This window comes from Thalassotalea sp. LPB0316, from assembly GCF_014898095.1.
In the GTDB taxonomy this organism is placed as follows: Bacteria; Pseudomonadota; Gammaproteobacteria; order Enterobacterales; family Alteromonadaceae; genus Thalassotalea_G.
In genome coordinates this window covers 3,153,656-3,175,994 of sequence record NZ_CP062946.1, presented here as the reverse complement: position 1 = coordinate 3,175,994, position 22,339 = coordinate 3,153,656, and the positions used below count along the sequence as shown (strand labels likewise).

Annotated in this window: 22 protein-coding genes and 1 tRNA gene; 13 read left to right on the top strand and 10 right to left on the bottom strand. The window is 43.4% G+C overall.

The annotated features are described in order from the left end of the window. The first annotated feature begins 7 nt into the window (after positions 1 to 7). Positions 8 to 1,276, top strand: coding sequence for a translesion error-prone DNA polymerase V subunit UmuC (gene umuC, locus LP316_RS14315; RefSeq protein ID WP_193021818.1), 1,269 nt, complete (start codon positions 8 to 10; stop codon positions 1,274 to 1,276). A gap of 10 nt (positions 1,277 to 1,286) precedes the next feature. Here umuC and mobI read toward each other — a convergent pair whose 3' ends face one another. Beyond that, positions 1,287 to 1,730 carry a conjugative transfer protein MobI(A/C) gene (gene mobI / locus LP316_RS14310; RefSeq protein ID WP_193021817.1) on the bottom strand — a complete coding sequence of 148 codons (444 nt, stop codon included), beginning with the start codon at positions 1,728 to 1,730 and terminating at the stop codon, positions 1,287 to 1,289. A gap of 464 nt (positions 1,731 to 2,194) precedes the next feature. Here mobI and LP316_RS14305 point away from each other — a divergent pair, with 464 nt between their 5' ends. The 3 genes from LP316_RS14305 to LP316_RS14295 are packed head-to-tail and all read left to right on the top strand — an operon-like array spanning position 2,195 to position 4,684. Further along, complete coding sequence (locus LP316_RS14305; RefSeq protein ID WP_001963822.1) at positions 2,195 to 3,169, top strand: ParM/StbA family protein; 975 nt, start codon at positions 2,195 to 2,197, stop codon at positions 3,167 to 3,169. Positions 3,170 to 3,171: 2 nt separating this feature from the next. Then, complete coding sequence (locus LP316_RS14300; RefSeq protein WP_193023929.1) at positions 3,172 to 3,441, top strand: hypothetical protein; 270 nt, start codon at positions 3,172 to 3,174, stop codon at positions 3,439 to 3,441. 1 nt (position 3,442) lies between these two features. Next, positions 3,443 to 4,684, top strand: a complete 1,242-nt coding sequence (locus LP316_RS14295; RefSeq protein ID WP_096036025.1) for a tyrosine-type recombinase/integrase — start codon at positions 3,443 to 3,445, stop codon at positions 4,682 to 4,684. A gap of 11 nt (positions 4,685 to 4,695) precedes the next feature. Here LP316_RS14295 and LP316_RS14290 read toward each other — a convergent pair whose 3' ends face one another. Further along, the gene (locus LP316_RS14290; protein ID WP_000127614.1) at positions 4,696 to 4,890 is read right to left on the bottom strand and encodes a helix-turn-helix transcriptional regulator; all 195 of its coding nucleotides are present in this window, start codon (positions 4,888 to 4,890) and stop codon (positions 4,696 to 4,698) included. 961 nt (positions 4,891 to 5,851) lie between these two features. Between LP316_RS14290 and LP316_RS14285 the strand changes: the two genes are divergently transcribed. Beyond that, a complete protein-coding gene (locus LP316_RS14285) occupies positions 5,852 to 6,814 on the top strand; it encodes a sensor domain-containing diguanylate cyclase (RefSeq protein WP_193021816.1) in 963 nt (320 codons plus the stop codon). On the opposite strand, the gene rimI is transcribed toward LP316_RS14285, so the two are convergent. The 4 genes from rimI to aceK all read right to left on the bottom strand — a co-directional run bounded on the left by rimI (position 6,815) and on the right by aceK (position 9,657). Next, entirely contained in the window at positions 6,815 to 7,261 is a 447-nt protein-coding gene (gene rimI, locus LP316_RS14280; protein ID WP_193021815.1) for a ribosomal protein S18-alanine N-acetyltransferase, read from the bottom strand. Further along, positions 7,258 to 7,623, bottom strand: a complete 366-nt coding sequence (locus LP316_RS14275; RefSeq protein ID WP_193021814.1) for a DNA polymerase III subunit psi — start codon at positions 7,621 to 7,623, stop codon at positions 7,258 to 7,260. Before LP316_RS14275 ends, rimI begins: the two co-directional genes overlap by 4 nt. A gap of 78 nt (positions 7,624 to 7,701) precedes the next feature. Further along, a tRNA-Trp gene (locus LP316_RS14270) sits at positions 7,702 to 7,778 on the bottom strand. Between the two features lie 151 nt (positions 7,779 to 7,929). Then, entirely contained in the window at positions 7,930 to 9,657 is a 1,728-nt protein-coding gene (gene aceK / locus LP316_RS14265; protein WP_193021813.1) for a bifunctional isocitrate dehydrogenase kinase/phosphatase, read from the bottom strand. A gap of 233 nt (positions 9,658 to 9,890) precedes the next feature. Between aceK and queA the strand changes: the two genes are divergently transcribed. The 5 genes from queA (at position 9,891) to secF (ending at position 15,408) form a co-directional block, all read left to right on the top strand. After that, positions 9,891 to 10,952 (top strand): tRNA preQ1(34) S-adenosylmethionine ribosyltransferase-isomerase QueA, encoded by a 1,062-nt coding sequence (queA, locus tag LP316_RS14260; RefSeq protein ID WP_193021812.1) that lies wholly within the window; start codon positions 9,891 to 9,893, stop codon positions 10,950 to 10,952. 54 nt (positions 10,953 to 11,006) lie between these two features. Continuing rightward, a complete protein-coding gene (gene tgt, locus LP316_RS14255; RefSeq protein WP_193021811.1) occupies positions 11,007 to 12,137 on the top strand; it encodes a tRNA guanosine(34) transglycosylase Tgt in 1,131 nt (376 codons plus the stop codon). 64 nt (positions 12,138 to 12,201) lie between these two features. Continuing rightward, complete coding sequence (gene yajC / locus LP316_RS14250) at positions 12,202 to 12,534, top strand: preprotein translocase subunit YajC (RefSeq protein ID WP_193021810.1); 333 nt, start codon at positions 12,202 to 12,204, stop codon at positions 12,532 to 12,534. A 59-nt stretch (positions 12,535 to 12,593) separates the two neighbouring features. Then, positions 12,594 to 14,444, top strand: coding sequence for a protein translocase subunit SecD (secD, locus tag LP316_RS14245; RefSeq protein WP_193021809.1), 1,851 nt, complete (start codon positions 12,594 to 12,596; stop codon positions 14,442 to 14,444). A gap of 16 nt (positions 14,445 to 14,460) precedes the next feature. Further along, positions 14,461 to 15,408 carry a protein translocase subunit SecF gene (gene secF / locus LP316_RS14240; RefSeq protein ID WP_193021808.1) on the top strand — a complete coding sequence of 316 codons (948 nt, stop codon included), beginning with the start codon at positions 14,461 to 14,463 and terminating at the stop codon, positions 15,406 to 15,408. A 212-nt stretch (positions 15,409 to 15,620) separates the two neighbouring features. On the opposite strand, the gene LP316_RS14235 is transcribed toward secF, so the two are convergent. The 4 genes from LP316_RS14235 to LP316_RS14220 all read right to left on the bottom strand — a co-directional run bounded on the left by LP316_RS14235 (position 15,621) and on the right by LP316_RS14220 (position 17,293). Further along, complete coding sequence (locus tag LP316_RS14235; RefSeq protein ID WP_193021807.1) at positions 15,621 to 16,055, bottom strand: hypothetical protein; 435 nt, start codon at positions 16,053 to 16,055, stop codon at positions 15,621 to 15,623. A 35-nt stretch (positions 16,056 to 16,090) separates the two neighbouring features. Continuing rightward, positions 16,091 to 16,558, bottom strand: coding sequence for a hypothetical protein (locus LP316_RS14230; RefSeq protein WP_193021806.1), 468 nt, complete (start codon positions 16,556 to 16,558; stop codon positions 16,091 to 16,093). 114 nt (positions 16,559 to 16,672) lie between these two features. Continuing rightward, complete coding sequence (locus LP316_RS14225; protein ID WP_193021805.1) at positions 16,673 to 16,900, bottom strand: hypothetical protein; 228 nt, start codon at positions 16,898 to 16,900, stop codon at positions 16,673 to 16,675. A gap of 42 nt (positions 16,901 to 16,942) precedes the next feature. Continuing rightward, positions 16,943 to 17,293, bottom strand: a complete 351-nt coding sequence (locus LP316_RS14220) for a DUF6694 family lipoprotein (RefSeq protein WP_193021804.1) — start codon at positions 17,291 to 17,293, stop codon at positions 16,943 to 16,945. Positions 17,294 to 17,928: 635 nt separating this feature from the next. Between LP316_RS14220 and hutC the strand changes: the two genes are divergently transcribed. Genes hutC through LP316_RS14205 form a run of 3 tightly spaced genes read left to right on the top strand, consistent with a single transcriptional unit; the run spans position 17,929 to position 22,194 of the window. Further along, entirely contained in the window at positions 17,929 to 18,630 is a 702-nt protein-coding gene (gene hutC, locus LP316_RS14215; RefSeq protein ID WP_193021803.1) for a histidine utilization repressor, read from the top strand. A 20-nt stretch (positions 18,631 to 18,650) separates the two neighbouring features. Beyond that, positions 18,651 to 20,156: a histidine ammonia-lyase gene (hutH, locus tag LP316_RS14210; RefSeq protein WP_193021802.1), complete on the top strand. Its 1,506-nt coding sequence runs from the start codon at positions 18,651 to 18,653 to the stop codon at positions 20,154 to 20,156. Positions 20,157 to 20,172: 16 nt separating this feature from the next. Beyond that, positions 20,173 to 22,194: a urocanate hydratase gene (locus tag LP316_RS14205; protein WP_193021801.1), complete on the top strand. Its 2,022-nt coding sequence runs from the start codon at positions 20,173 to 20,175 to the stop codon at positions 22,192 to 22,194. The last annotated feature ends 145 nt before the right edge of the window (positions 22,195 to 22,339 follow it).

The window sequence follows — 22,339 nt, the reverse complement described above, 5'->3', positions numbered from 1 at the left end:
GTATCCCATGCCTGTATTTGCCTTGGTGGACTGCAACAATTTTTACGCCAGTTGTGAGAAGCTGTTTCGTCCTGATTTAAAAGATACGCCGGTTGTGGTGCTGTCTAACAATGACGGCTGCGTGGTTGCACGCTCACGTGAAGCTAAGTTACTCGGTATAAAAATGGGCGTACCCGTCTTTCAGATCAAAGCTGAAATGCAGCGCCATGGCATTTTGGCATTCTCGTCCAATTACGCGCTGTACGCAGATTTGAGCAGTCGAGTGATGCGCACTTTGGAGGAGATGGCACCACGAGTAGAGGTCTACTCCATTGACGAAGCGTTTCTGGATTTAACCGGTATTGAGTCTGCCATATCCCTTGTCGAGTTCGGACAACAAGTGCGAGAGCGCATAGGCCACTGGATTGGGATCACCGTCTGTGTAGGCATTGCACCGACAAAAACACTCGCCAAACTGGCAAACCATGCCGCCAAAAAATATCCAGCCACTCAGGGGGTTGTAGACCTGACCAATCCAGATCGGCAACGTCGATTGCTCGCATTAGTCCCGGTTGATGATGTTTGGGGCGTTGGTAGACGGCTTTCTAAGCGTTTAAATGCGTTGGGTATCACCACAGCCTTAGACCTAGCCAATGCCTCTCCTAGAGCCATCAGAGACCAGTTCTCGGTGGTTTTAGAAAGAACCGTCAGAGAACTCAATGGTGAGTCGTGCATTGAACTAGAAGAGATCCCGCCAATCAAGAACCAAATCGTCTGTAGCCGTTCATTTGGCGTAAAAGTGACGCACTTTGAATTGTTACGTGAAGCCGTATGCGAATACGCAACCCGCGCCACTGAGAAGCTTCGCAAAGAACAGCAGCAAGCCAAAGTGCTGACCGTGTTTATACGTACCAGCCCCTTTAAGGACAACGAGCCGCAGTACAGCAACTCTGCATCGGGTGAATTGCTAATCCCCAGTTGCGATACGCGGGATTTTATCGAGCTGGCCAATCACTTACTCAAGCGAATTTGGAAGGATGGTTTTCGTTATGCCAAAGCGGGCGTCATGCTGTCTGACTTTTACGATCCAGGCATGTTTCAACCAGGACTATTCGATGACGTATCGACCCGCTCTAATAGCCAACAGTTAATGTCTGTATTGGACACCATTAACCAAAGTGGTGCCGGAAAGGTTTTCTTTGCTGGACAAGGAACGAAGAAAGATTGGTCGATGAAGCGAGAGCATTTGTCTCCCGCCTACACAACACGCTGGGACCAGTTGCCGCGAGTGAAGTAGCGCAGTTAACTCAATAGGCATTCACTCTGCGACGCAGCATGTTGAGCTTATCAACTTGGCGTCGAATATCACTGAAGAATTCTTCTTTCTCCATGGCCAGCGCTAACTCCCATTCTTTGGCTAGACCTTGGCAGTCCAAAAATGAGTATCTCAGCTTCGTCTTTGAAATACGCAGTCCCTTGCTAAAGACCACGCGCTTGCCTCGTTGACCGTGAAAACTGTTGATGTACCACTCTATGCCAAAGCCATACTTAAAGTCTCTGATACGGACACCAAGCAGGCCCCAGTCTTTAAAGGGCTCATTCTCTCGAACCTTGTAATGGGTAACCCAAAAGTCATCAACTTCAGTTCGTGCCAGCGCTTTTAGCCTGTCCGTTTCTTGCTGAAGTAAATCTGATACCTCTGCTTTCCATTGTTCATTGACGATTTCTACCAAACCAATTTTCCCATCCAATTAACCTCAAAAGCCAAAACCACTATCCGTTTGGCTTTTGGATCGAAACGCCAAACGTGAAACTGCCGTAACAATCACTGTTTGGCGTCTCGATATAAATCAACTCGCGCAATCCCATACCTGACAAGGGATACAGCCCGATTTCACTTAAAAACGCCTAAAAAGACGTATCGTCATGAAGATACAAACCGTTTGGCGAGTTCAGGCCAGAATGCAAACGACGTTTGGCGTCTCGATTTTTTTGACTAGGTCATCCGCCGCCAAACAGAGCCTATTCTCATACTTTTGCGAAAATGCAATAGGCAGATAGATGAAAGGATTTGTCACCTTTCTGCCCACCGCCAGTGCACCGAATCCTGATAATGACATTTGAGTGAACCGCCAGAGCACTTGGAATAGCCCAAGCGTGAACAGCGCGGTTGATTGAAAACCGTTAGAGCACTTTGAGTGCACAGGAGATAAGTATGTTTGTACTAGGCGTAGATATCGGTTACTCGAACCTGAAGCTGGCAATTGGCCAATCAGGCAGTGAACCGAAAACCATTATTCTGCCTGCGGGTGCCGGTCCTGCGGATCGTATGCCAGAGCGTATCGGTGGAGGCGATGATGAAACTTGTTTGTATGTGTCAGTCGATAATGAGCGTTGGGCCGCTGGTGTTCCTGCTGGACGCCTTCAAGGCTGGGAACGAGAGCTTCACCCGGAATATCCCACCACAAAAACCTATAAGGCACTTTTTCATGCCGCCTTGTTAATGGCTGAAACAGAATCCATCGATTTGGTTGTCACTGGATTACCGGTTTCCCAGTTTCATGAACCACAACGTAAGTCTGACCTTGTGCAGCGTTTAAAAGGTGTCCATCAAGTGACGCCTAAGCGCAGCATCACAGTTCATGATGTCAAAGTGCTGCCGCAGCCTGCCGGTGCCTATATGGATCTGGTTCAAACTGGTGGAGATTTGGGCTTGATTGAAGAAGGTCGCGTCGTCGTCATAGATCCCGGCTTCTTTTCTGTTGACTGGGTTGCTCTTGAGGCCGGAGAAATTCGCTACAGCTCATCAGGAACCAGTCTTCAGGCAATGTCCGTGCTACTGGAAACCATTGATAAGCTGATTTCAGAAGATCACGGTGCCAAAGTCGGAATGGATCGACTTGAAAAAGCCATGAGAACCGGCGACTTGCAGGTCCTGCTGTTTGGAGAAAAGGTCGATATTTCACCTTATCTGAATGCTGCCATGAAAAAGGTAGCGCCTGTTGCTCTTACAGCCATGCGCCAATCCATGCGTGACGAAAGCATCAATGCGGACTTGGTATTGATCGCCGGAGGTGGAGCCATGGCTTATAAGGAAGCGGCCAAGGAGATTTTTTCACGAAGCAAGATCATCGTGCCGGAACAGTCTGTTTTGGCGAACGTCCGAGGCTTCTGGTTTTATGGGGCGTGATCATGAGAGTCGTCGTCAACATTCCCCCAGGGAGCCACCCTGAACTGCTCAAAGAATTGGAAAAGACGCCACCACGGGAACGCGCTGAGCGTCTGCGGATGCTGGCCACCTTTGGGTTAATTCACATGAGCCAACCCAATCTATCCACGACATCTGTACAGGTGGATGGCTTTGCACCAGATGGTGAAGTGACTTCTATGAGTACAGCGCCAGAACCCAAAGCAGAATCACGTAAACAATCATTAAAATCAAAACTAGGGCTGGGCTTATAACATGGCGTTATCAGTTAGCTGGCTCGATGCCAGGTTAAATAAAGAAGCAAAAGAAACCGTAGTAAAAGCCGACCGAGATGGGCTAAGTGCTCGGGTATCGCCCAAGGGCAAAATTGTTTTTCAGTTTCGTTATCGTTTCGATGGCAAGCAACAGCGGGTAGACATTGGTACTTACCCACTTATGAAGCTTGCTGAAGCCAGGAATGAGCTGGATAGGTTAAGGGCAGTACTTGATCAAGGTCGAAACCCCAAGCTCTACCTACAGCAGGAACGGGCTAAGTATTCTGCTAATCAAAGCTTCGAATCGATTTTTCGAGACTGGATAGACTCTGCCGGTAAGCAAGGGCTAAAGGAGAAAACGTGGCACTACCAAAAACGCAGCAGTGAAATATATTTGCTGCCCCGACTTGGCAAGTACCCATTAACTGACATCAATGAATTGTCCTTAAGAAACTGTCTTCGTGAGGTTTCGGAGTCGTCCCCTTCAAACACAGAACGCCTAGTGTCTGTGCTGCATAAGTTTTATGACTGGCTGATTGATGAACAAATTTTGGAAATTAACGCTGCCGCTGGGATCACTGCAAAAAAGGTCGGCGGTAAGAAAGGCAAACGAACTCGGGTGCTAAACGACAACGAAATCAGGATACTTTGGCGCTATTTGCATGAGTCAAAAATCACTGAGAAGAATCGCATCTACATAAAACTGCTTCTCTTATTGGGAGGGCGCAAGGGCGAACTCATTCAAGCTGAAAAGCATCACTTTGACTTGCAATCTGCAATGTGGACAGTGCCCATAGAGATCCGCAAACAAGGTGAGAAAATTGGAGCGCCGATCATGAGGCCACTAATTAAACCCGCTATCGATCTGATTGAACTGGCGATGCAGATGAGCAAATCAACTTACTTGTTTCCCGCGAACGGACAAGAAGAGCTTGCCACAAATGGCTTTGATACCACTATTCCTAACAATGTGAAAATCTGGGCTCGCAGATCGCTTGGTGTTGAGATGGAACACTGGTCTATGCATGATCTTCGCAGAACGATGCGAACGCGAATGTCAGCCATCACCACGCAAGAAGTTGCCGAGTTGATGATTGGCCACAGCAAAAAAGGGTTGGATGCTATCTACAACCAATATCAGTACCTGGATGAAATGCGTCATGCTTACGACGTTTGGTATCAACAGCTAGAGACCATCATCGAGCCGACAGGCTTTCCGTTCAACTGGCGTTTCGGACAGTAAAAGAAAGAGGCTCAGTCCTCTTTCTTCTCATACTCCTCCAAGTCTTCAATGTGCCACAGCTTATTTCGCGTATTTCGGTTGATACGAGGTTGCGGCAAGCTGCCATCTTTTATTCTTCGCCAGAGCGTCGTATAGCTAATGTGGTAACGAGCCATCACTTCGTAAGATGTTAGAAAAGGGGTTACCTGGTGCGCTACTGCTGTCATCTGCATTCTCCTGAAAATCAATGTAAAGCTATCATCGCCTGATTCATCACTTGTTGATGGTCAGAAAGATGCATGATTTGTTCAGAAGATCAGCCTTATCAAAACACAAATGTTGCTATTAGGTACTTTTCAGCTCAAACCTATGAATAACAAGGGCTACAAGGCGGTTTGTGTCATGAATAGCAATCAACACGCCTAACGAGAAAAATTTGTACACACTGTTTGTACACTCGCAACGATGACACACCAAAAACCACAATGACGAACCCTTTAAATTCATAAGCTTATAAACAAAAAACTAGAGATGATCGCATTTATTCCGCTTTTGTAATGTCGAAACCAAAGTGCCAAAAGCAGGAGGTACTTTCTTCATCAAAACCAGTAACAGCAAGGCCTACAGCCAGATTTGTGTCATGGAAATTTCGCCAAAGGCCTCTAAAACGGAATTTGTACTCAAGTTTGTACACACTTTCCGAGGTTACGCTTGAACATCATTGAAAAGCAAAGAAACGAGAAAAAGACAAAAAGCCTTTAAATTCAGTACGTAGAGATGTGATTGTGGTGTGCAATGAAAGGTGGTTTTAAGCGTTGAAAGGCTGGGCGGCATCAGGGTGCGAGATGATAGCGAAGGTGCGACGAATATCGACTTCTTGCTGTTGTACAGACATGCTAGTTACCTGTTGGGCGAATACGAAAAATACAAGGATTGAAATGGCGAAATCAATTCAATCGCTAAAAAGCGCGACATTATACCTAAAACATTGGATTCATTCAGTAACTATTGTATAAAAATTTATGATTTATTGGCTAAAAAACAGTCCATTTTTAAGCTTAGTGCTGGGCTCATATTATTTGACTGATTTTTTTTCTAATTTTCGATCGCAAGCTATACTTGTTAAAGGCCATCGTTTCATTGTCGAGTGCACGACCAACGTTAAATTTTGTTGGCAAAGGAGCTATTTTGCGAAACCCCGATATTCCAGATAACGAACTTGAACGTTTGCAAGCACTGCACGCCTTGAAAATCCTCGATACTGAACCCGAAGAACGCTTTGATCGGTTAACGCGAATGGCAAGGCGCTTGTTTAATGTGCCCATAGCCCTGGTGAGCTTGGTGGATGAAGATCGACAATGGTTTAAATCGTGCTTTGGTTTGCCTGTCAAAGAAACCGGCCGCGATGTTTCGTTTTGCGGTCATGCGATTTTATCGGATGAATGCTTAGTGATTGAAGATGCCACCAAAGATAGTCGATTTGCTGATAATCCCCTAGTCCTAGATGAACCTTGTATTCGTTTTTACGCTGGTTATCCGCTAAAAGGCATTAATGGGGTACGGCTAGGCACGTTTTGTATTATTGATGATAAGCCGAGAACCTTCAGTGGCAATGATCTGCGAGACTTTGAAGATTTAGCTGTTTTGGCCGAACGTGAGCTCGAGGCAGTGCAAATATCGACACTTGACGAGCTAACCGGGATCACTAATCGTCGAGGTTTTAACATTTTAGCTGAATTTAGCTTTCAAATGTGCCACCGAATGCACCTAAATTTGTCATTAGTATATTTTGATTTAGATAAATTCAAAGCGATCAATGATAGCTATGGCCACCAAGAGGGCGATGAGGTTTTGATCGCTTTTAGCTGTTTGTTATCAAAAGAATTACGCGAATCAGATATCCTTGCTCGACTGGGCGGTGATGAGTTTGCGGTGTTGTTTACTGGGGCTAATATCCACCAAACTAAGCGAACGATTGAACGCTTTCAACAAGCGCTAGATACCTTTAATGCCAACAGTGATAAACCTTACGAAATTGCTTTTTCCTATGGTATGGTGAGTTATAACGAATCACAGCACAACTCAATAGAAGCTCTGATCGATCATGCTGATAAACAGATGTATGCGCGCAAGAAAAAACAAGCTAGGTAATTAGCTAAGCTCTTTGCACATAACTATGGCATCTTCATAGCCCACTGCTTTGGGGTAATAGCCAGTTCGTCTGCCTGTTTCGATATAGCCGTGATTAATATACAGCATTTTGGCGCTGTGGTTACTTGCTCTAACTTCTAAAAATCCAGTGGTACATTGCCGCTGTTTTGCTTGAGCAAAGTAGTGCTGTAGTATCTTTGTGCCGAAACCTTGGCCTTGATGATCAGGAGCTACGCAAATATCCATCAAAGTCGTTTCGCCAACAACATTATCCGCAATGTAAAAACCGACAACTTGATTATCGAGCTCGGCATATGAGCCAAAATATCGGCCGCCAATACAGCTTCTTAACAGTTTTTCTGTCCATGGATGAGAATGGCAAGCAAGCTCGATAGGCATCAGCCGTTCAACGGTTGTCTGACTGATCGGTGAAAACGTTAACTTCATACTTGCTGATGCTGAATTACTTGCCAAAGTTGGCGTTTTAACTCGCTTGATTCAGTGATTTTCTCGAGCGTTGGTGTAACTAATTGTGAGTCAGTGTATGTGCAGCTATCCGTGTTATCGAATTGCCAGTTGATCAACCCCAAATCGATATGCCCGTCAATTAATCGCGCTTGATCAGGTGTTAATGCCAAGGCGAGCAGTATATCTTGGAACAATACCGTGTTTTGTATATCAGCAAAGGCGTCACTTGTTAGCGCTATTTGAGTGGTTGTTTGAGCTTCGTTTACGGGTGTGGATTTGCGTTGCCACAGTTTGATACCCATTTCACTGAGCACATCGAATTGTCGTTGCGAAATCGCCATAAGTTATGATCAAACAATCAGTAATAATAAGGGTTTATATACTAACGAAATAATTTAGGTATGAATAGAGGGAAGAATTGGCAGGGGTAGAGAGATTCGAACTCCCAACCGTCGGTTTTGGAGACCGCTGTTCTACCAATTGGAACTATACCCCTGCAACAAGCGAGCATTATACGTATGCTTTTTAAAAGGTAAAGCATAAATTTGCGAATTTTTTCTGTTCGCTTATTTTCTATTCATTTTGGCGAAAAACTTCGCGATAAATCACCAACGCTAGCGTTTTTATTCGCCAAACCTATTCGCGCTTTAGTTATAAAATTGGCAAAAGCGAATTTCATTGGGATACGGGAATACATCGGCGATCAAGCCCTTGGCAACATCTTGCTGGGCAGCTTGCCAATACTGAGCTGAGAGTAAGTCCTCGTGATGCTTTTTAAATAGCTCGCGATAAGTTGGATTTGCCAAGGCAAACACAGCGAGTTCTTCAGGGAAGACATCGCCGGGATTCACTGTGTACCAGGGTTCTGAAGCATAAATTTGTTCTTCGGTTTTAGGCTCTGGTTTCGTGCGGAAGTTAACTTCGTCCATGTAGGTGATTTCGTCATAATCGTAAAAAATTACGCGGCCGTGGCGGGTCACGCCAAAATTCTTGAGCAGCATATCACCGGGGAAGATATCAGCAGCAATTAATTGTTTAATTGCTTGGCCATAACCAAATAGCGCGTCTTCTTGTTGCTCGAGTGTGGCATCGGCTAAATACAGGTTGAGTGGCGTCATCCGACGTTCAATATACATGTGGGCAATGATCACTAAATCGTCTTCAAAGCGAACGAGTGATGGCGCTACTTTTAATAATTCATCCAGTAATGCTTGGCTAAAGCGCGATTTAGGAAAGGCTACTTCAGAATATTCCATGGTATCAGCCATGCGGCCGACACGGTCGTGGAGCTTGACTAGGCGATACTTCTCTTTGACCTCGGCTTTGGTTACGTTCTTCGATGGCGAAAATTCATCTTTAATGATCTTAAAAACGTAAGGATAAGAGGGTAGGGTAAATACCGACATAACCATACCTTTAATACCCGGCGCGAGAATTAACTCATCGTTACTATTAGCGAGGTGATCTAAAAAGTCGCGGTAAAATTGGGTTTTGCCCTGTTTGTGAAAGCCTATGGCAGAGTACAGCTCCGCTTTGGTTTTATGTGGGATCAGTTTTTGTAAAAACTCAACAAGGGCACATGGATACAGGCAATCAACAAAAAAGTAAGCACGGGCAAAGCCAAAGACAACTGCCATTTCTTCACTTTCACTGAGCATGGCATCTAGCACGATACCGCCTTTTTCATTATTGACTAAGGCGACGATAAACGGCGTTTCACCGGCTGGCGAATTTACCTTACCGATAATGTAAGCGCCTTTATTGCGGTAAAAAACAAAGTTGAGAATATCAAATGACATTTCTTCAGGGGTGAAACGGGTTTTCTCGGATTGTTGATAAAAGCGCTCGACGAGAATGTCTACGTCACGGGTTAAATCTTCGTAGTCGATATCAAATCCCGGTTTAGCAAGAATATCGCAAATCGTTTGTTTTAACCCTTTTTCGGCTGGATGGTAGCGAGTGTAAAGCTGAGCTTGAGCGACCAATTTGTTTTTATTTGCCGTTGATTTAACAAAAATATAGTCGTTTAAATAGTATTTTCGCTCAAATAAGTGGCAGAAAATCGAGTTGTAAAAACTCTCGGCTAAATCAGGTTGTGCATGGGTCTCGAGTAATTGCACGTAGCATTGTTTTACCCCTTGCCAAAGCTCACAATCTAAGGTGTCAATTGCAAAGTCTTGTTTCAAAGTGACTAAGGTTTCAGTAACGCGTTTATCGTAAAAGTCAGTGCGCTGCTTCGCCGCTTGGTGAACCTCCTGCCACTGACATTGTTCAAAACGCTGCTTAGCAGAACGGGTAATTTCTGTGAAAAGAAAAATATGGCGCTCAAAGCCATTGAGAATGGTTTTGGCGATGGCGAAAGCTAAATTATTCATAACGACCTAATATAATATGTTTAGACTCGAGCAACACGCTCTAACTCAAGCCTATTAAACTGCTGAGCAAGGCGATAAGTTATTTAGTGAATAGTTGCTATAAGTTTAGTTTATTTTGTCTATCTGTTACTGGCTAAAAAGACGCCGAAAATACACATTTATCTTGATATTCTCTATGGCTAACACTAGACTAGCGCACGATTTTAACTTGTCAAAATTCCCGATAAATAAACATGCGTGTAGCCGATTTTTCATTTGATTTGCCAGAACATTTAATTGCTCGTTATCCAAAAGAGCAACGAACTGCCAGCCGTTTGATGGTATTAAACGGTAACAGTGGTGCCATAGCTCATCAACAATTCCCTGATATCCTTGAACATTTAAACGCTGGTGATTTACTCGTGTTTAATAATACTCGAGTGATCCCAGCGCGTATGTTCGGTCAAAAAGCAACGGGTGGTAAGCTCGAAGTGCTGGTTGAGCGCATTTTAGATGAGCACAGAGTATTGGCGCACATTCGTTGTAGTAAATCACCAAAGCCGGGTAGTGAGATTATTCTTGAAGGCGAGGTTAGTGCCACTATGGTTGAGCGTCACGATGCCTTGTTTGAATTAAAATTTGCCGGTGACGAAAATGTCTTGAACATATTAGAGCGCATTGGCCATATGCCTTTGCCGCCATATATTGACCGCCCAGATGAAGACAGTGACAAAGAGCGCTATCAAACCGTTTACAGTGAAAAACCCGGTGCCGTGGCCGCGCCAACGGCGGGTTTGCATTTTGACGACGCGCTATTAGAAAAAATTAAAGCCAAAGGCGTTGAACTGGCCTTTGTTACCTTGCACGTTGGTGCTGGCACCTTTCAAACGGTCAAAGTTGATGAGGTAAAAGATCACGTCATGCACGCTGAATATGTTGAAGTGAGCGAAGAGGTGGTGAATCAAATCGCTAATACCAAAGCTCGCGGTGGCCGGATAGTTGCCGTAGGCACAACTTCGGTCCGTTCACTTGAAAGTGCCGCGATGGCGGCTAAACAAGCTGGTACAGAGTTAAAGCCTTATTATCAAGATACCAGTATTTTTATTACTCCTGGTTATGAGTGGCAGTTAGTCGATGCTTTGATCACTAATTTCCATTTGTCTGAATCAACCCTGTTGATGTTAGTTAGCGCATTCGCTGGCTACGACCATATTATGGCGGCGTACAAAGAAGCGGTTGCCGAACAATATCGCTTTTTTAGCTATGGCGATGCCATGTTTTTAACGCGCAACAGCCAAACGGCAAGCGCGCTGTAAGTTATTTACTTAAACAACCATCAGCCTGTTTCGCTGGTAGGTGAAGGAATAAAGATGAAATATGAATTACTAACAACTGACGGCAAAGCTCGTCGTGGTCGCCTGACCTTTGATCGTGGCACCGTTGAAACGCCAGCGTTCATGCCGGTTGGTACCTACGGCACTGTAAAGGGTATGAAAACCGAAGAAGTTGAAGATATCGGCGCTGAGATCATTCTTGGCAATACCTTTCACTTGATGCTTCGTCCTGGCACGGACATCATCGAACAACACGGTGATCTGCACGACTTTATTAACTGGGATAAGCCGATTTTAACTGACTCAGGTGGATTCCAAGTGTTTAGCTTAGGCAAAATGCGCAAAATTACCGAAGAAGGTGTGAAGTTTAGCTCGCCAGTTAACGGTGAAAAAATCATGCTAACGCCAGAGCGTTCAATGGAAGTACAGCGCAAATTAGGCTCAGATATTGTGATGATTTTTGATGAGTGCACGCCGTACCCAGCAACTCACCAAGAAGCAAAAGACTCAATGGAGCTCTCTTTGCGTTGGGCACAGCGCTCAAAAGACGCCCATCAGGGGAACCCAAATGCCTTGTTTGGTATTGTCCAAGGCGGTATGTATGAAGACTTGCGTGAAATTTCGGTCAAAGGCTTAAAGTCGATTGAGTTTGATGGTTATGCTATCGGTGGTTTATCAGTTGGTGAACCTAAAGAAGATATGATTCGCATATTAGATCACACTACCCCCTTGATTCCTGAAAATAAGCCCAGATACTTAATGGGAGTGGGTAAACCGGAAGACTTAGTTGAAGGTGTGCGTCGCGGCATCGATATGTTTGACTGCGTCATGCCAACGCGCAATGCGCGCAACGGTCACTTATTTGTTACCGACGGTGTTATTAAGATCCGCAACGCTCGTCATAAAACAGATACTGGGCCTTTAGATCCGCAGTGTGATTGCTACACCTGTAAAAACTATTCACGTGCGTATTTACACCACCTTGATAAGTGTAACGAGATTTTAGGCTCACAGCTAAACACCATTCACAATTTGCGTTTTTACCAACGTGTGATGAAAGGTTTGCGTGATGCTATTGAGCAAGGTAAATTGGACGAATTTGTCGAAGAGTTTTACGCCTTGCGTGGGTTACCTGTGCCGCCTCTTGCCGGTCAGGATAGCGAATAATTTAGACATTTTATTATCGAATTAAATTTATTTTAGAAACATAGAAGTATAAGAAGAGGAAACTATGGACTTATTTATCAGTAAAGCACATGCCGCGGCTGCTCCAGCACAAGGCGCAGGTATCGACATGCTTATTATGTTGCTTGTATTTGGTTTAGTGTTTTATTTCATGATTTACCGCCCACAAGCTAAGCGTGTAAAAGAGCACAAAAGCTTGATGTCAGCGCTAGGTAAAGGCGATGAAGTACTTACTCAAGGCGGTTTAGTCGGTAAAATTGCCAAAGTATCTGACGAAAAAGACTTTATCGTGATAGCGATTGCCGAAGGTACAGAAGTGACAGTACAAAAAGCAGCGGTATCTGCTGTTTTACCAAAAGGTACAATGAAAAACTTATAATCAAATAGCCGCTTTGTTGCGGCTTTTTGTTTTTTCAAAGAATAATTTAGGATTAAATTGTGTTAAACAAGTATCCATTGTGGAAAACCTTAATGGTGCTGTTCATCGTAGCCATCAGTGCTTTGTATGCAGCGCCTAACCTTTATGGTGAAGATCCAGCGGTACAAATTTCTGGCTTGCGCGGGTATGAAGCTAATGAAGCGACATTAGCAACCGTAGAAAGCGCGTTAAAAGAAAGCCAAATTAAGTACATGAACGCGGAGTTTGAAAAAGACCAAGTATTGGTTCGCTTCACCAACACTGAAGATCAGCTTAAGGCTCGTGATTTACTCGATGAAAAAATCGGCGAGCAATACTCAGTTGCATTGAACCTGACACCGGCAACACCAGAGTGGTTAGCCGCAATTGGCGGGCAGCCGATGAAGTTAGGTTTAGACTTAAGTGGTGGTGTTAGCTTCTTGATGGAAGTCAACATGAATGAAGCCATCTTGAAAGCTGAAAACGGTATGGTTGGCGACTTTCGCACCGATTTACGCGGTGAAAAAATTCGTTACCGCGGTGTTAAGCGCACCGATAACGGTATTGAAATTAAACTGCGCAACGCTGAAGATTTAGCTGCGGCTGAAAGCTTTTTATCACGCCGTTACCGCGATTTCATCTTTGTTGAAAACGACGATGAATTAACCCTAATGGCGAATATGACCGAGCAAAAGCTAAAAGAGACTCGTGAATATGCGCTACAGCAAAACATCACGATTATTCGCAACCGTGTTAACGAACTAGGCGTTGCTGAGCCATTGGTTCAGCGCCAAGGTCAAAAGCACATTGTGATCGAACTACCGGGTATTCAAGATACGGCTAAAGCCAAGAAAATCTTAAACGCAACGGCAACCATTGAATTTAGAATGGTTGACACTGATGGTGATTTAAACGCTGCGTTAAATGGTCGTGTACCGGCAAGCTCTCAGTTGTTAAACCAACGTGATACTAACCGTCCTATCTTATTGAAAAAGCGCGTTATGCTAACCGGTGATCACATTGTTGATGCAAAATCGGGTTTTGATGAATACTCTCGTCCACAAGTAAATATTACGCTTGATTCTCCGGGCGGTAGCAAGTTTTCTAACGCAACCAAAAACAACATTGGTAAACCAATGGCGGTTGTTTTTATTGAATACAAGCCAACCGGTCGAGTTGATAAAGACGGCAACACTATTTTTGAAAAAGTCGAAGAAGTTATCTCAGCGCCAACGATTCAAGCGCGTTTAGGTAAGAGTTTCCGTATTACCGGTGCGGGCTCTCAACAAGAAGCGCATGACTTAGCGTTACTACTTCGCGCCGGTGCGTTAATTGCGCCAATTCAAATTGTTGAAGAGCGCACAGTTGGCCCATCGTTAGGTGCTGAAAACGTTGAGCTTGGTCTGCAAGCTATCGTGATTGGTTTTATCGCTGTATGTATTTTCATGATTATTTACTACCGCGCTTTCGGTGTTGTTGCTGATATCGCACTAACGGTTAACCTGATCATGATTATCGGCATTATGTCGATGATCCCTGGCGCAACATTAACTTTACCGGGTATGGCGGGTATTGTGCTTACCGTTGGTATGGCGGTTGACGCCAATGTACTTATTTTCGAGCGTATTCGAGAAGAGTTGCGTGCTGGTAAGTCGGTGCAACAAGCGATCCACCAAGGTTACGATGCGGCATACTCAACCATTTTAGATGCCAACATTACAACCTTAATCGCAGCATTTGTCTTATTTGCTGTCGGTACTGGCCCAATCAAAGGTTTCGCGGTGACGTTATCAATCGGTATTATCACGTCGATGTTCACAGCAATTTTATTAACACGTACCATTGTTAATGGTATATGGGGTGGTAAACGCCTCGACAAGTTACCGATTTAAGGCGAGGGATTAAATTATGCAAATTATGAATTTTGACAAACCTCTCGACTTTATGCGTTTTCGCAAGCCGGCATTAATCTTTAGTATTATGATGATGCTCGCGAGTGTCTTTACGCTAGCAACCAATAAGTTGAATTTCGGTTTAGATTTCACTGGTGGTACGTTAATTGAGATCGGTTTTGAACAGTCTGCTGATCTCAACCAATTGCGCTCAGTTTTAGATGCCAATGGTTATGATGATGCCGTGGTACAGCTATACGGTAGTTCACGTGATGTGGTTATTCGCTTAGGTGTTCGCGAAGATGTTAAAGCGGAAACCTTAGGTGATCAGGTATTATCTGTTCTACGTGAAGGTACGGGGCAGAACATTGAAATGCGCCGCATTGAGTTTGTTGGTGCAAGTGTTGGTGAAAACCTTGCCGAGCAAGGCGGTTTAGCGATGCTAACGGTACTTATTTGTATCTTGGTATACGTTTCATTTCGCTTTGAATGGCGTTTCGCTGTCGGCTCTGTCGTGGCTTTATTCCACGATGTGTTATTAACGTTAGGGTTGTTCTCGGTATTAGGTTTAGAGTTTGATTTAACGGTATTGGCGGCCTTGCTGGCGGTCATTGGTTACTCACTAAACGATACCATTGTTGTTTCAGACCGTATTCGTGAAAACTTCAGAAAAGTTCGCGATGAAGGTACTGAGCAAATCATCAACATATCACTAACACAAACGTTAGGTCGTACCTTTATTACCTCATTAACGACAATCCTAGTATTGTTGGCCTTATTCTTTAAAGGCGGGGCATTAATTCACGGGTTTGCAACGGCATTGTTGTTTGGTGTATTTGTTGGTACTTATTCATCAATTTACGTTGCTAGTTCACTGGCCTTAACCTTAGGGGTATCAAAAGAAGATTTGATCCCTGAAGTGGTGGAAAAAGAAGGTGCTGAACAAGAGCAAATGATGCCATAAGCATCGATTGTTAAAAATGAAAAAAGGGCTAGCGATTGTATAATGCTAGCCCTTTTTTATTGGTGCGCCGAGGGAGATTAAAGAAGGAAACAGACTATTTTTCCCTCTTTAGTGCTGTCGGCACCCCGACAATATAATCAGAAAAAGTCACTAATCTACAAAGTATTTATACATTAATGGTGATATAACTACCTAAAAGCGAAATTCAATACCTAAACGTATTGATAGTTAACTTTACTATTACCGCTCATCAAGCCTTTTATATGCTCGGCAATCTCTGATTTGCTCGCGCTGAAGTAAAAGTCATAACCATTGCCGTTATTACCAATAATCACTGATAAATAATTATCGCCTATGGTAATGGTAGAAATTTGATTTATGTCGATATTTTTTGCCGATGTTGCTGAAGCAAACTGCTGTGATTGAATTGTTAAGCTCTCGCCATTAGTTGTTATTAACCGTGCTAACGCGTTTTTCTTTTTAAACAAACTCGAATAACGGTAGGTTAGGGCAAAAAACAATACACAATAAGTGAACGTTAACACTTTAAACTCACCATGCACGAATAAGCTTTTGAGAAAGCTGCCGAGAAATATACCGGCAATACAGCAAAACAATAAGGGTAAGTGGCGTTTTATCAAATCCATTTGTTTAATCCTTTTTTATTTAATTATTATCAATACTAAAATTGATAGCCTAATTGAACAACCATAGCCCCACCTGTACCACTATCTTCTTTGCCAATAACGCCAGCAATACCAAGTTGTAATCCTGATTTATCAATGCCATTAAAGAAGTAGTGATAGCCAATACCACCGCCGTAAATCGCTTTTCTGTCGAAACGGACAACCTGAGTACCAACGATGCCAAGATAAGCGCCGAGGCCGTGATTTGGGGTTTGAAAATCAAAGATATCGGTTTTAACAATACCCGCGCCAACGCCACATGTTGTGCCGTACATTGAAGAATAGGACATACAACCAGCTGACATATACTTTAATGAGTTTTCGCCTTGGTAACCGACATTTACGCCTAAGCCGCTATATAAATTACCCAAACCTAGACCAAAGGTTAATTGCTCTTCGGCGTTTATCTGTGTTGAAGCTAATAGGCTAAGTGAAATAACAAGGGGTTTAATAACTGCTTTCATAAGTTTCCTTACTTTATACTAAATGATTCCATAAATATGGGAGGTAAGTGATTAATAATACGTTTTTTTTGATGATTCAAGGGCTAATGTTTGTTAGATAAAAATAGGAATTTATTATTTGAATATAGAAAGTAGCGCTTTTAATAGCCCTTCGTTGGTCGCATGTTTAACGCCTTTTTTCATGTCATCGGCGTTGCCGTTGCCAGTTTTTAAATCGTCAGGTAACGAGCGTTCGCGCGCTTCGACATTGGTTTTAGCGGTTTGTGTTGTGGTTTCAACAAATTGATTTGACGCACAGCCCATTAGCAGGCAAGTAAACAAAGTTAAGATACATTGCTTCATAAGCTATCCATTTTATTACAATTTATTAGTACTGAAAAAGCGTTAGTGCACTTTTACTTTTGTGGATGATTTATTTGCTAAGGCTAAGATCTGATAATAGTTCATACCATCAATTTTACTACCTAAACTATCAAAATTGAGGCTAGGGTTGTCTTGATTTGTTTGTCTTAAAAACTCATCGCCTGTGATATCGGCATAGTTGATCCTAACGAGTGCTATCATAAACTTTTCGCGCTCATTACCTTCAAGACTATCAATAATTTTTCCGACACTCATACTCGTTGACGCTTCAGTACTGCCATCAACAACAAAATCACTTTTAATTGAGCTGGCACAGCCAAACACGGTTAACTGCAGGGCAATGGTAAGGACCACAATTAAGTTATGTTTCATCTCACTTCCTTGTTTTTGTGATTGGTTACAGGGCTGTTAACAAGTGATTAACTTGGCTAAAGTAACAAGCTTGAGTGCAAAATTCAATTTGATAGTAGTTGTTTAGAGTAAATTGGCAATTATAGATGAGCGATTTATAAACAAGAATAGGGCTGTCTTGTCTAGAACCTAGTTGCTCTCTCCATGATTGAAACTCACTCTTTATTATCAAGCTTGTTTTTGATGTACTCTAGGATTAGGTGAAAAGGCGTTAAGATAGTAATAAAAAGTAGGAAATCTAAAAGCCAATGTAAGTCTTTTAACTCTGTTACTGAATTAATCAAGTACCTGTGAATTATCGTTGCACAAAACACCGCAATAAAGACAAGAAAAAACTCAGAAGTAAAAATCCTTTTCATTATAAGTTCCTAAAACTAATAAACAACTTTGTTCTATGGATAATTAACCTAACAAGACTACAGGCGTTATTCAATATCTAAACAATCACAGCTTTGCACTTGTTAACCTTAACCTTGCACTTATTGCTATTACACATTGAAATAACCTGCTTGTATATACAACTGTTTTGTGACACACTTGAGCTATTATTGATTGTATATACAAGTAAACGATTGCGAGTAAATATGTCTGTGCCCATGTCTGTACCAAAGTTTGTTGAAATTAAACAATATATTTTTAAACAAATCGAAAGTGGTGAATGGCCGGCAAATTATAAAGTGCCATCAGAAAACGAGTTAGCAGATCGCTTTAGTGTTAGCCGAATGACGGCGCGCCGCGCGTTACAAGAGCTGACCGACGAAAATGTGTTATTTCGCACCCAAGGTGTTGGCAGTTTTGTCGCGAGCTTTAAGTCGCAATCGTCACTGCTTGAAATAAAAAATATTGCCGATGAAATCCGCGAGCGTGGCCATCAATATCACAGTCAATTAGTCCAGTTAATTGAAGTTGAACTGCCGGCGTCATTAGTGCCACTGTTTGGCTTAAAAGCCAATGCTAAGGTGTTTTACAGCGAAATTTTGCACTTTGAAAATAACCAACCCATTCAACTAGAGCAGCGCTATGTTAATGCTGACCTAGCACCTCACTATTTAGTGCAAGACTTTGGCAAAACAACGCCGCACGAATATTTATCACACGTTGCACCGCTTACCGAGGCAACGCATGAAATAGAAGCTATTATTGCTTCATCAAAAATTAATCAGTTGTTGGCAATTTCGAGCCAGCAACCTTGTTTACAAGTGAAACGACGTACTTGGTCATCATCAGGTGTCGTGAGTTTCGCTATTTTGACTTCGCCAGGCGACAAGTATCGCTTGGGTGGTCACCTGACCTTTTAAGTATATTTTAGGAGAATAACGTGACGTTTAAATATGGTATTGATCACCTTGATCTTGACATTGTAAACGGCATTGCCGACGGTACAATCAACGCTGAGCTGTGCCAAGCTGCGCTCGATCAAATTAACAAAAGTCGCCAAAACGTTGAGAAAATGGCGAATTCAGACGAAGCGGTTTACGGTATTAATACCGGCTTTGGCCCGCTATGTGATACCCAAATCTCACCAGCAGAAACGCACTTATTACAGAAGAATTTATTAATAACTCATGCTGTAGGTGTTGGTGAGCCAATTGCTAAATCGATTTCTAAATTGATGTTGATCACCAAAGTACACGCGTTGAGCCAAGGTTTCTCTGGTATTCGCCTAGAAGTGGTTGAGCGCATGTTAGCGTTTATTGATTTAGACTTAATCCCTGTAGTGCCTGAGCAAGGCTCGGTTGGTGCATCAGGTGATTTAGCGCCGCTATCACATCTGTTCTTACCATTGATTGGTGAAGGCGAATTTTGGTCGGCTGATGCCAGTACCACCATTCCTGCTGCGCAAGCGTTGGCAAAACATAAGCTTGAGCCATTAGAGCTTCACGCTAAAGAAGGTCTTGCACTAATTAACGGTACTCAATTTATTCTATCTCACGCTATTGCGGCTTTAACTAAGATGCGTTACTTGCTTGATTTAGCTGATTTAGCGGGCGCTATGAGTATAGAAGGGATGCAAGGTAGTGAGTCGCCGTTTAGAGATGAGCTTCACCAAACCCGTGCTTTTAGAGGTAATCTAGAAGTAGCTAGCCGTATGCGCCGATTCTTTAAAGACTCGCAAAATATGGCTGATCACGAAGAATGTGATCGCGTACAAGATCCATACTCACTGCGCTGTATTCCACAAGTACACGGTGCTTCACGCAATGCTTACTATCATTTAAAAGAGTTAGCTGAAATCGAAATGAATTCAGTTACCGATAACCCAATCGTTATCAGCTCAGAAGAAGCGATTTCTGGTGGTAGTTTCCACGGTCAGCCATTAGCTATGGTATTAGATTACGCGACCATTGCCGCGGCTGAATTGGGGAATATTTCTGATAGACGCTGTTATTTATTACTTGAAGGCTTGCATGGCTTACCACGATTATTAACCACGTCTGGTGGCTTAAACTCAGGCATGATGATCCCACAATATGCGACAGCAGCTTTAGTGACTGAAAACAAAGCCTTGTGTTTCCCACCATCAGCAGACAGTGTACCGACTTCAATGGGCCAAGAGGATCACGTATCGATGGGCAGTATTTCAGGTCGTAAACTCAACCAAGTATTGGGTAACTTAGATAAGATTTTTGCTATTGAGCTGATGTACGCCGCCCAAGCGATTGAATTTAGACGCCCGAATACCTGTTCAGATTTGATTGAGGAAAACTTTGCGCTTATTCGTAGCAAGGTTGCCAAATTAGAAGAAGACCGACTGTTAAAACCAGATATCGACGCGATGATTGCCTTGGTGAAGTCGCAAGCGTTTAACGTTAACCCAGCATAGTAAGGAGCGGAAAGAGATGAGTATTCAAGAAGCAAATTTGAGTTTTGAACAACAAATCAAACAAGGTATTCCAAGTGAGTTACCATCGGCGAAGCCTTACCTTGCCGGCTTAAACCGTGCGCCAAAGCGCAAAGACATTTTAACGCAAGATGAAAAGCAATTAGCAGTTCGCAATGCGCTGCGTTACTTTCCAAAAGCTTGGCACAAAGAGTTAGCTGCTGAGTTTGCGCAAGAGTTAAAAGATTTTGGTCGTATTTACATGTACCGCTTTAAGCCAAATTATGAGCTTAAAGCGCGCAGCGTTCACGACTACCCAGCAAAATGCCAACAAGCGGCGGCGATCATGTTAATGATTGACAACAACTTAGATCCAGCCGTTGCCCAGCACCCTGAAGAGCTAATTACCTACGGCGGTAATGGCGCTGTATTTCAAAACTGGGCGCAATACTTGCTGGCGATGAAATATTTGAGTGAAATGGCGGAAGATCAAACGCTTCATATTTATTCTGGCCACCCGATGGGCTTATTCCCGTCGTCAAAAGATGCGCCGCGCGTTGTCGTAACTAACGGTATGATGATCCCGAACTACTCAAAGCCAGATGATTGGGAGAAGTTCAACGCCTTAGGTGTTACCCAATATGGCCAAATGACCGCCGGTTCATTTATGTATATTGGCCCACAAGGGATTGTTCACGGTACAACGATTACGGTAATGAACGCGTTCCGCAAAGTACTTGAAAAAGGTCAAACACCGCAAGGTAAAATTTTCTTAACGGCTGGCTTAGGCGGCATGAGTGGCGCACAACCCAAAGCCGGTAACATCGCTAACTGTATTACCGTTTGTGCGGAGGTAAACCCAGCAGCGGCAACGAAGCGCCATCAGCAAGGTTGGGTTGATGAGCTCATCGATAACATGGATGAGTTGGTGGCACGCGTGCAAAAAGCTCAAGCCAATGAAGAAGTGGTGTCAATTGCCTTTATCGGGAACGTGGTAGATGTTTGGGAAACTTTCTATGAACAAGAAATTTTTGTTCACTTAGGCTCAGATCAAACCTCATTACACAACCCGTGGTCAGGCGGTTACTACCCAGTAGATATTAGCTACGAAGAGTCAAATCGCTTAATTCGCGAAGAGCCAGAGCTGTTCAAAGTGAAGGTACAAGAAACCTTGAAACGTCACGCTGATGCAGTTAACAAACACACGGCACGCGGTACGTATTTCTTTGATTACGGTAATGCTTTCTTACTAGAAGCTTCACGCGCCGGTGGCGATGTGATGGCAGAAAACGGTATTGATTTTAAATACCCGTCATATGTCCAAGATATTCTTGGCCCGATGTGTTTTGACTACGGCTTTGGTCCTTTCCGTTGGGTTTGTACCTCAGGTAAACCAGAAGATCTTGATAAAACCGATGCGATTGCTGCCCAAGTACTGAACAAAATCATGGCTGAATCGCCAGAAGAAATTCAGCAACAAATGCAAGATAACATCACTTGGATCAAGGATGCTAAGCAAAACAAGTTAGTGGTAGGCTCTCAAGCGCGTATTTTATATGCTGATGCTCAAGGTCGTATCGAAATTGCTAAAGCGTTTAATAATGCCATTGAGCGCGGTGAGATTGGCCCTGTGGTATTAGGGCGTGACCATCACGATGTTAGTGGTACCGATTCACCATTTCGCGAAACGTCAAACATCTACGATGGTAGCCGTTTTACTGCTGATATGGCGATCCACAACGTGATTGGCGATAGTTTCCGCGGCGCAACTTGGGTTTCAATCCACAACGGTGGTGGCGTTGGCTGGGGCGAGGTGATCAACGGCGGTTTTGGAATGTTGTTAGATGGCAGCGCTGATGCTGAGCGTCGTCTACAATCAATGTTAATGTTCGATGTAAACAATGGTATTGCACGACGCAGTTGGGCTCGTAATGAAGAAGCAAACTTTGCGATTAAACGCGAAATGGCGAGAACGCCGAAGTTAAAAGTGACGTTAGCTAACGTAGTTGATGACGACATTTTAGATGACTTATCGTTTTAACTAACGGTCTAAACAAGCAAAAGGCAGGTCGAGTCATTACACCTGCCTTTTTTGTCTAGGGAGATACGTTATTTACCGAATGCCATTTAATCAGATCAGATGGTGTATAAAGTGTTTTTTTCTTTAAGGGCGACATCCTTGTCTC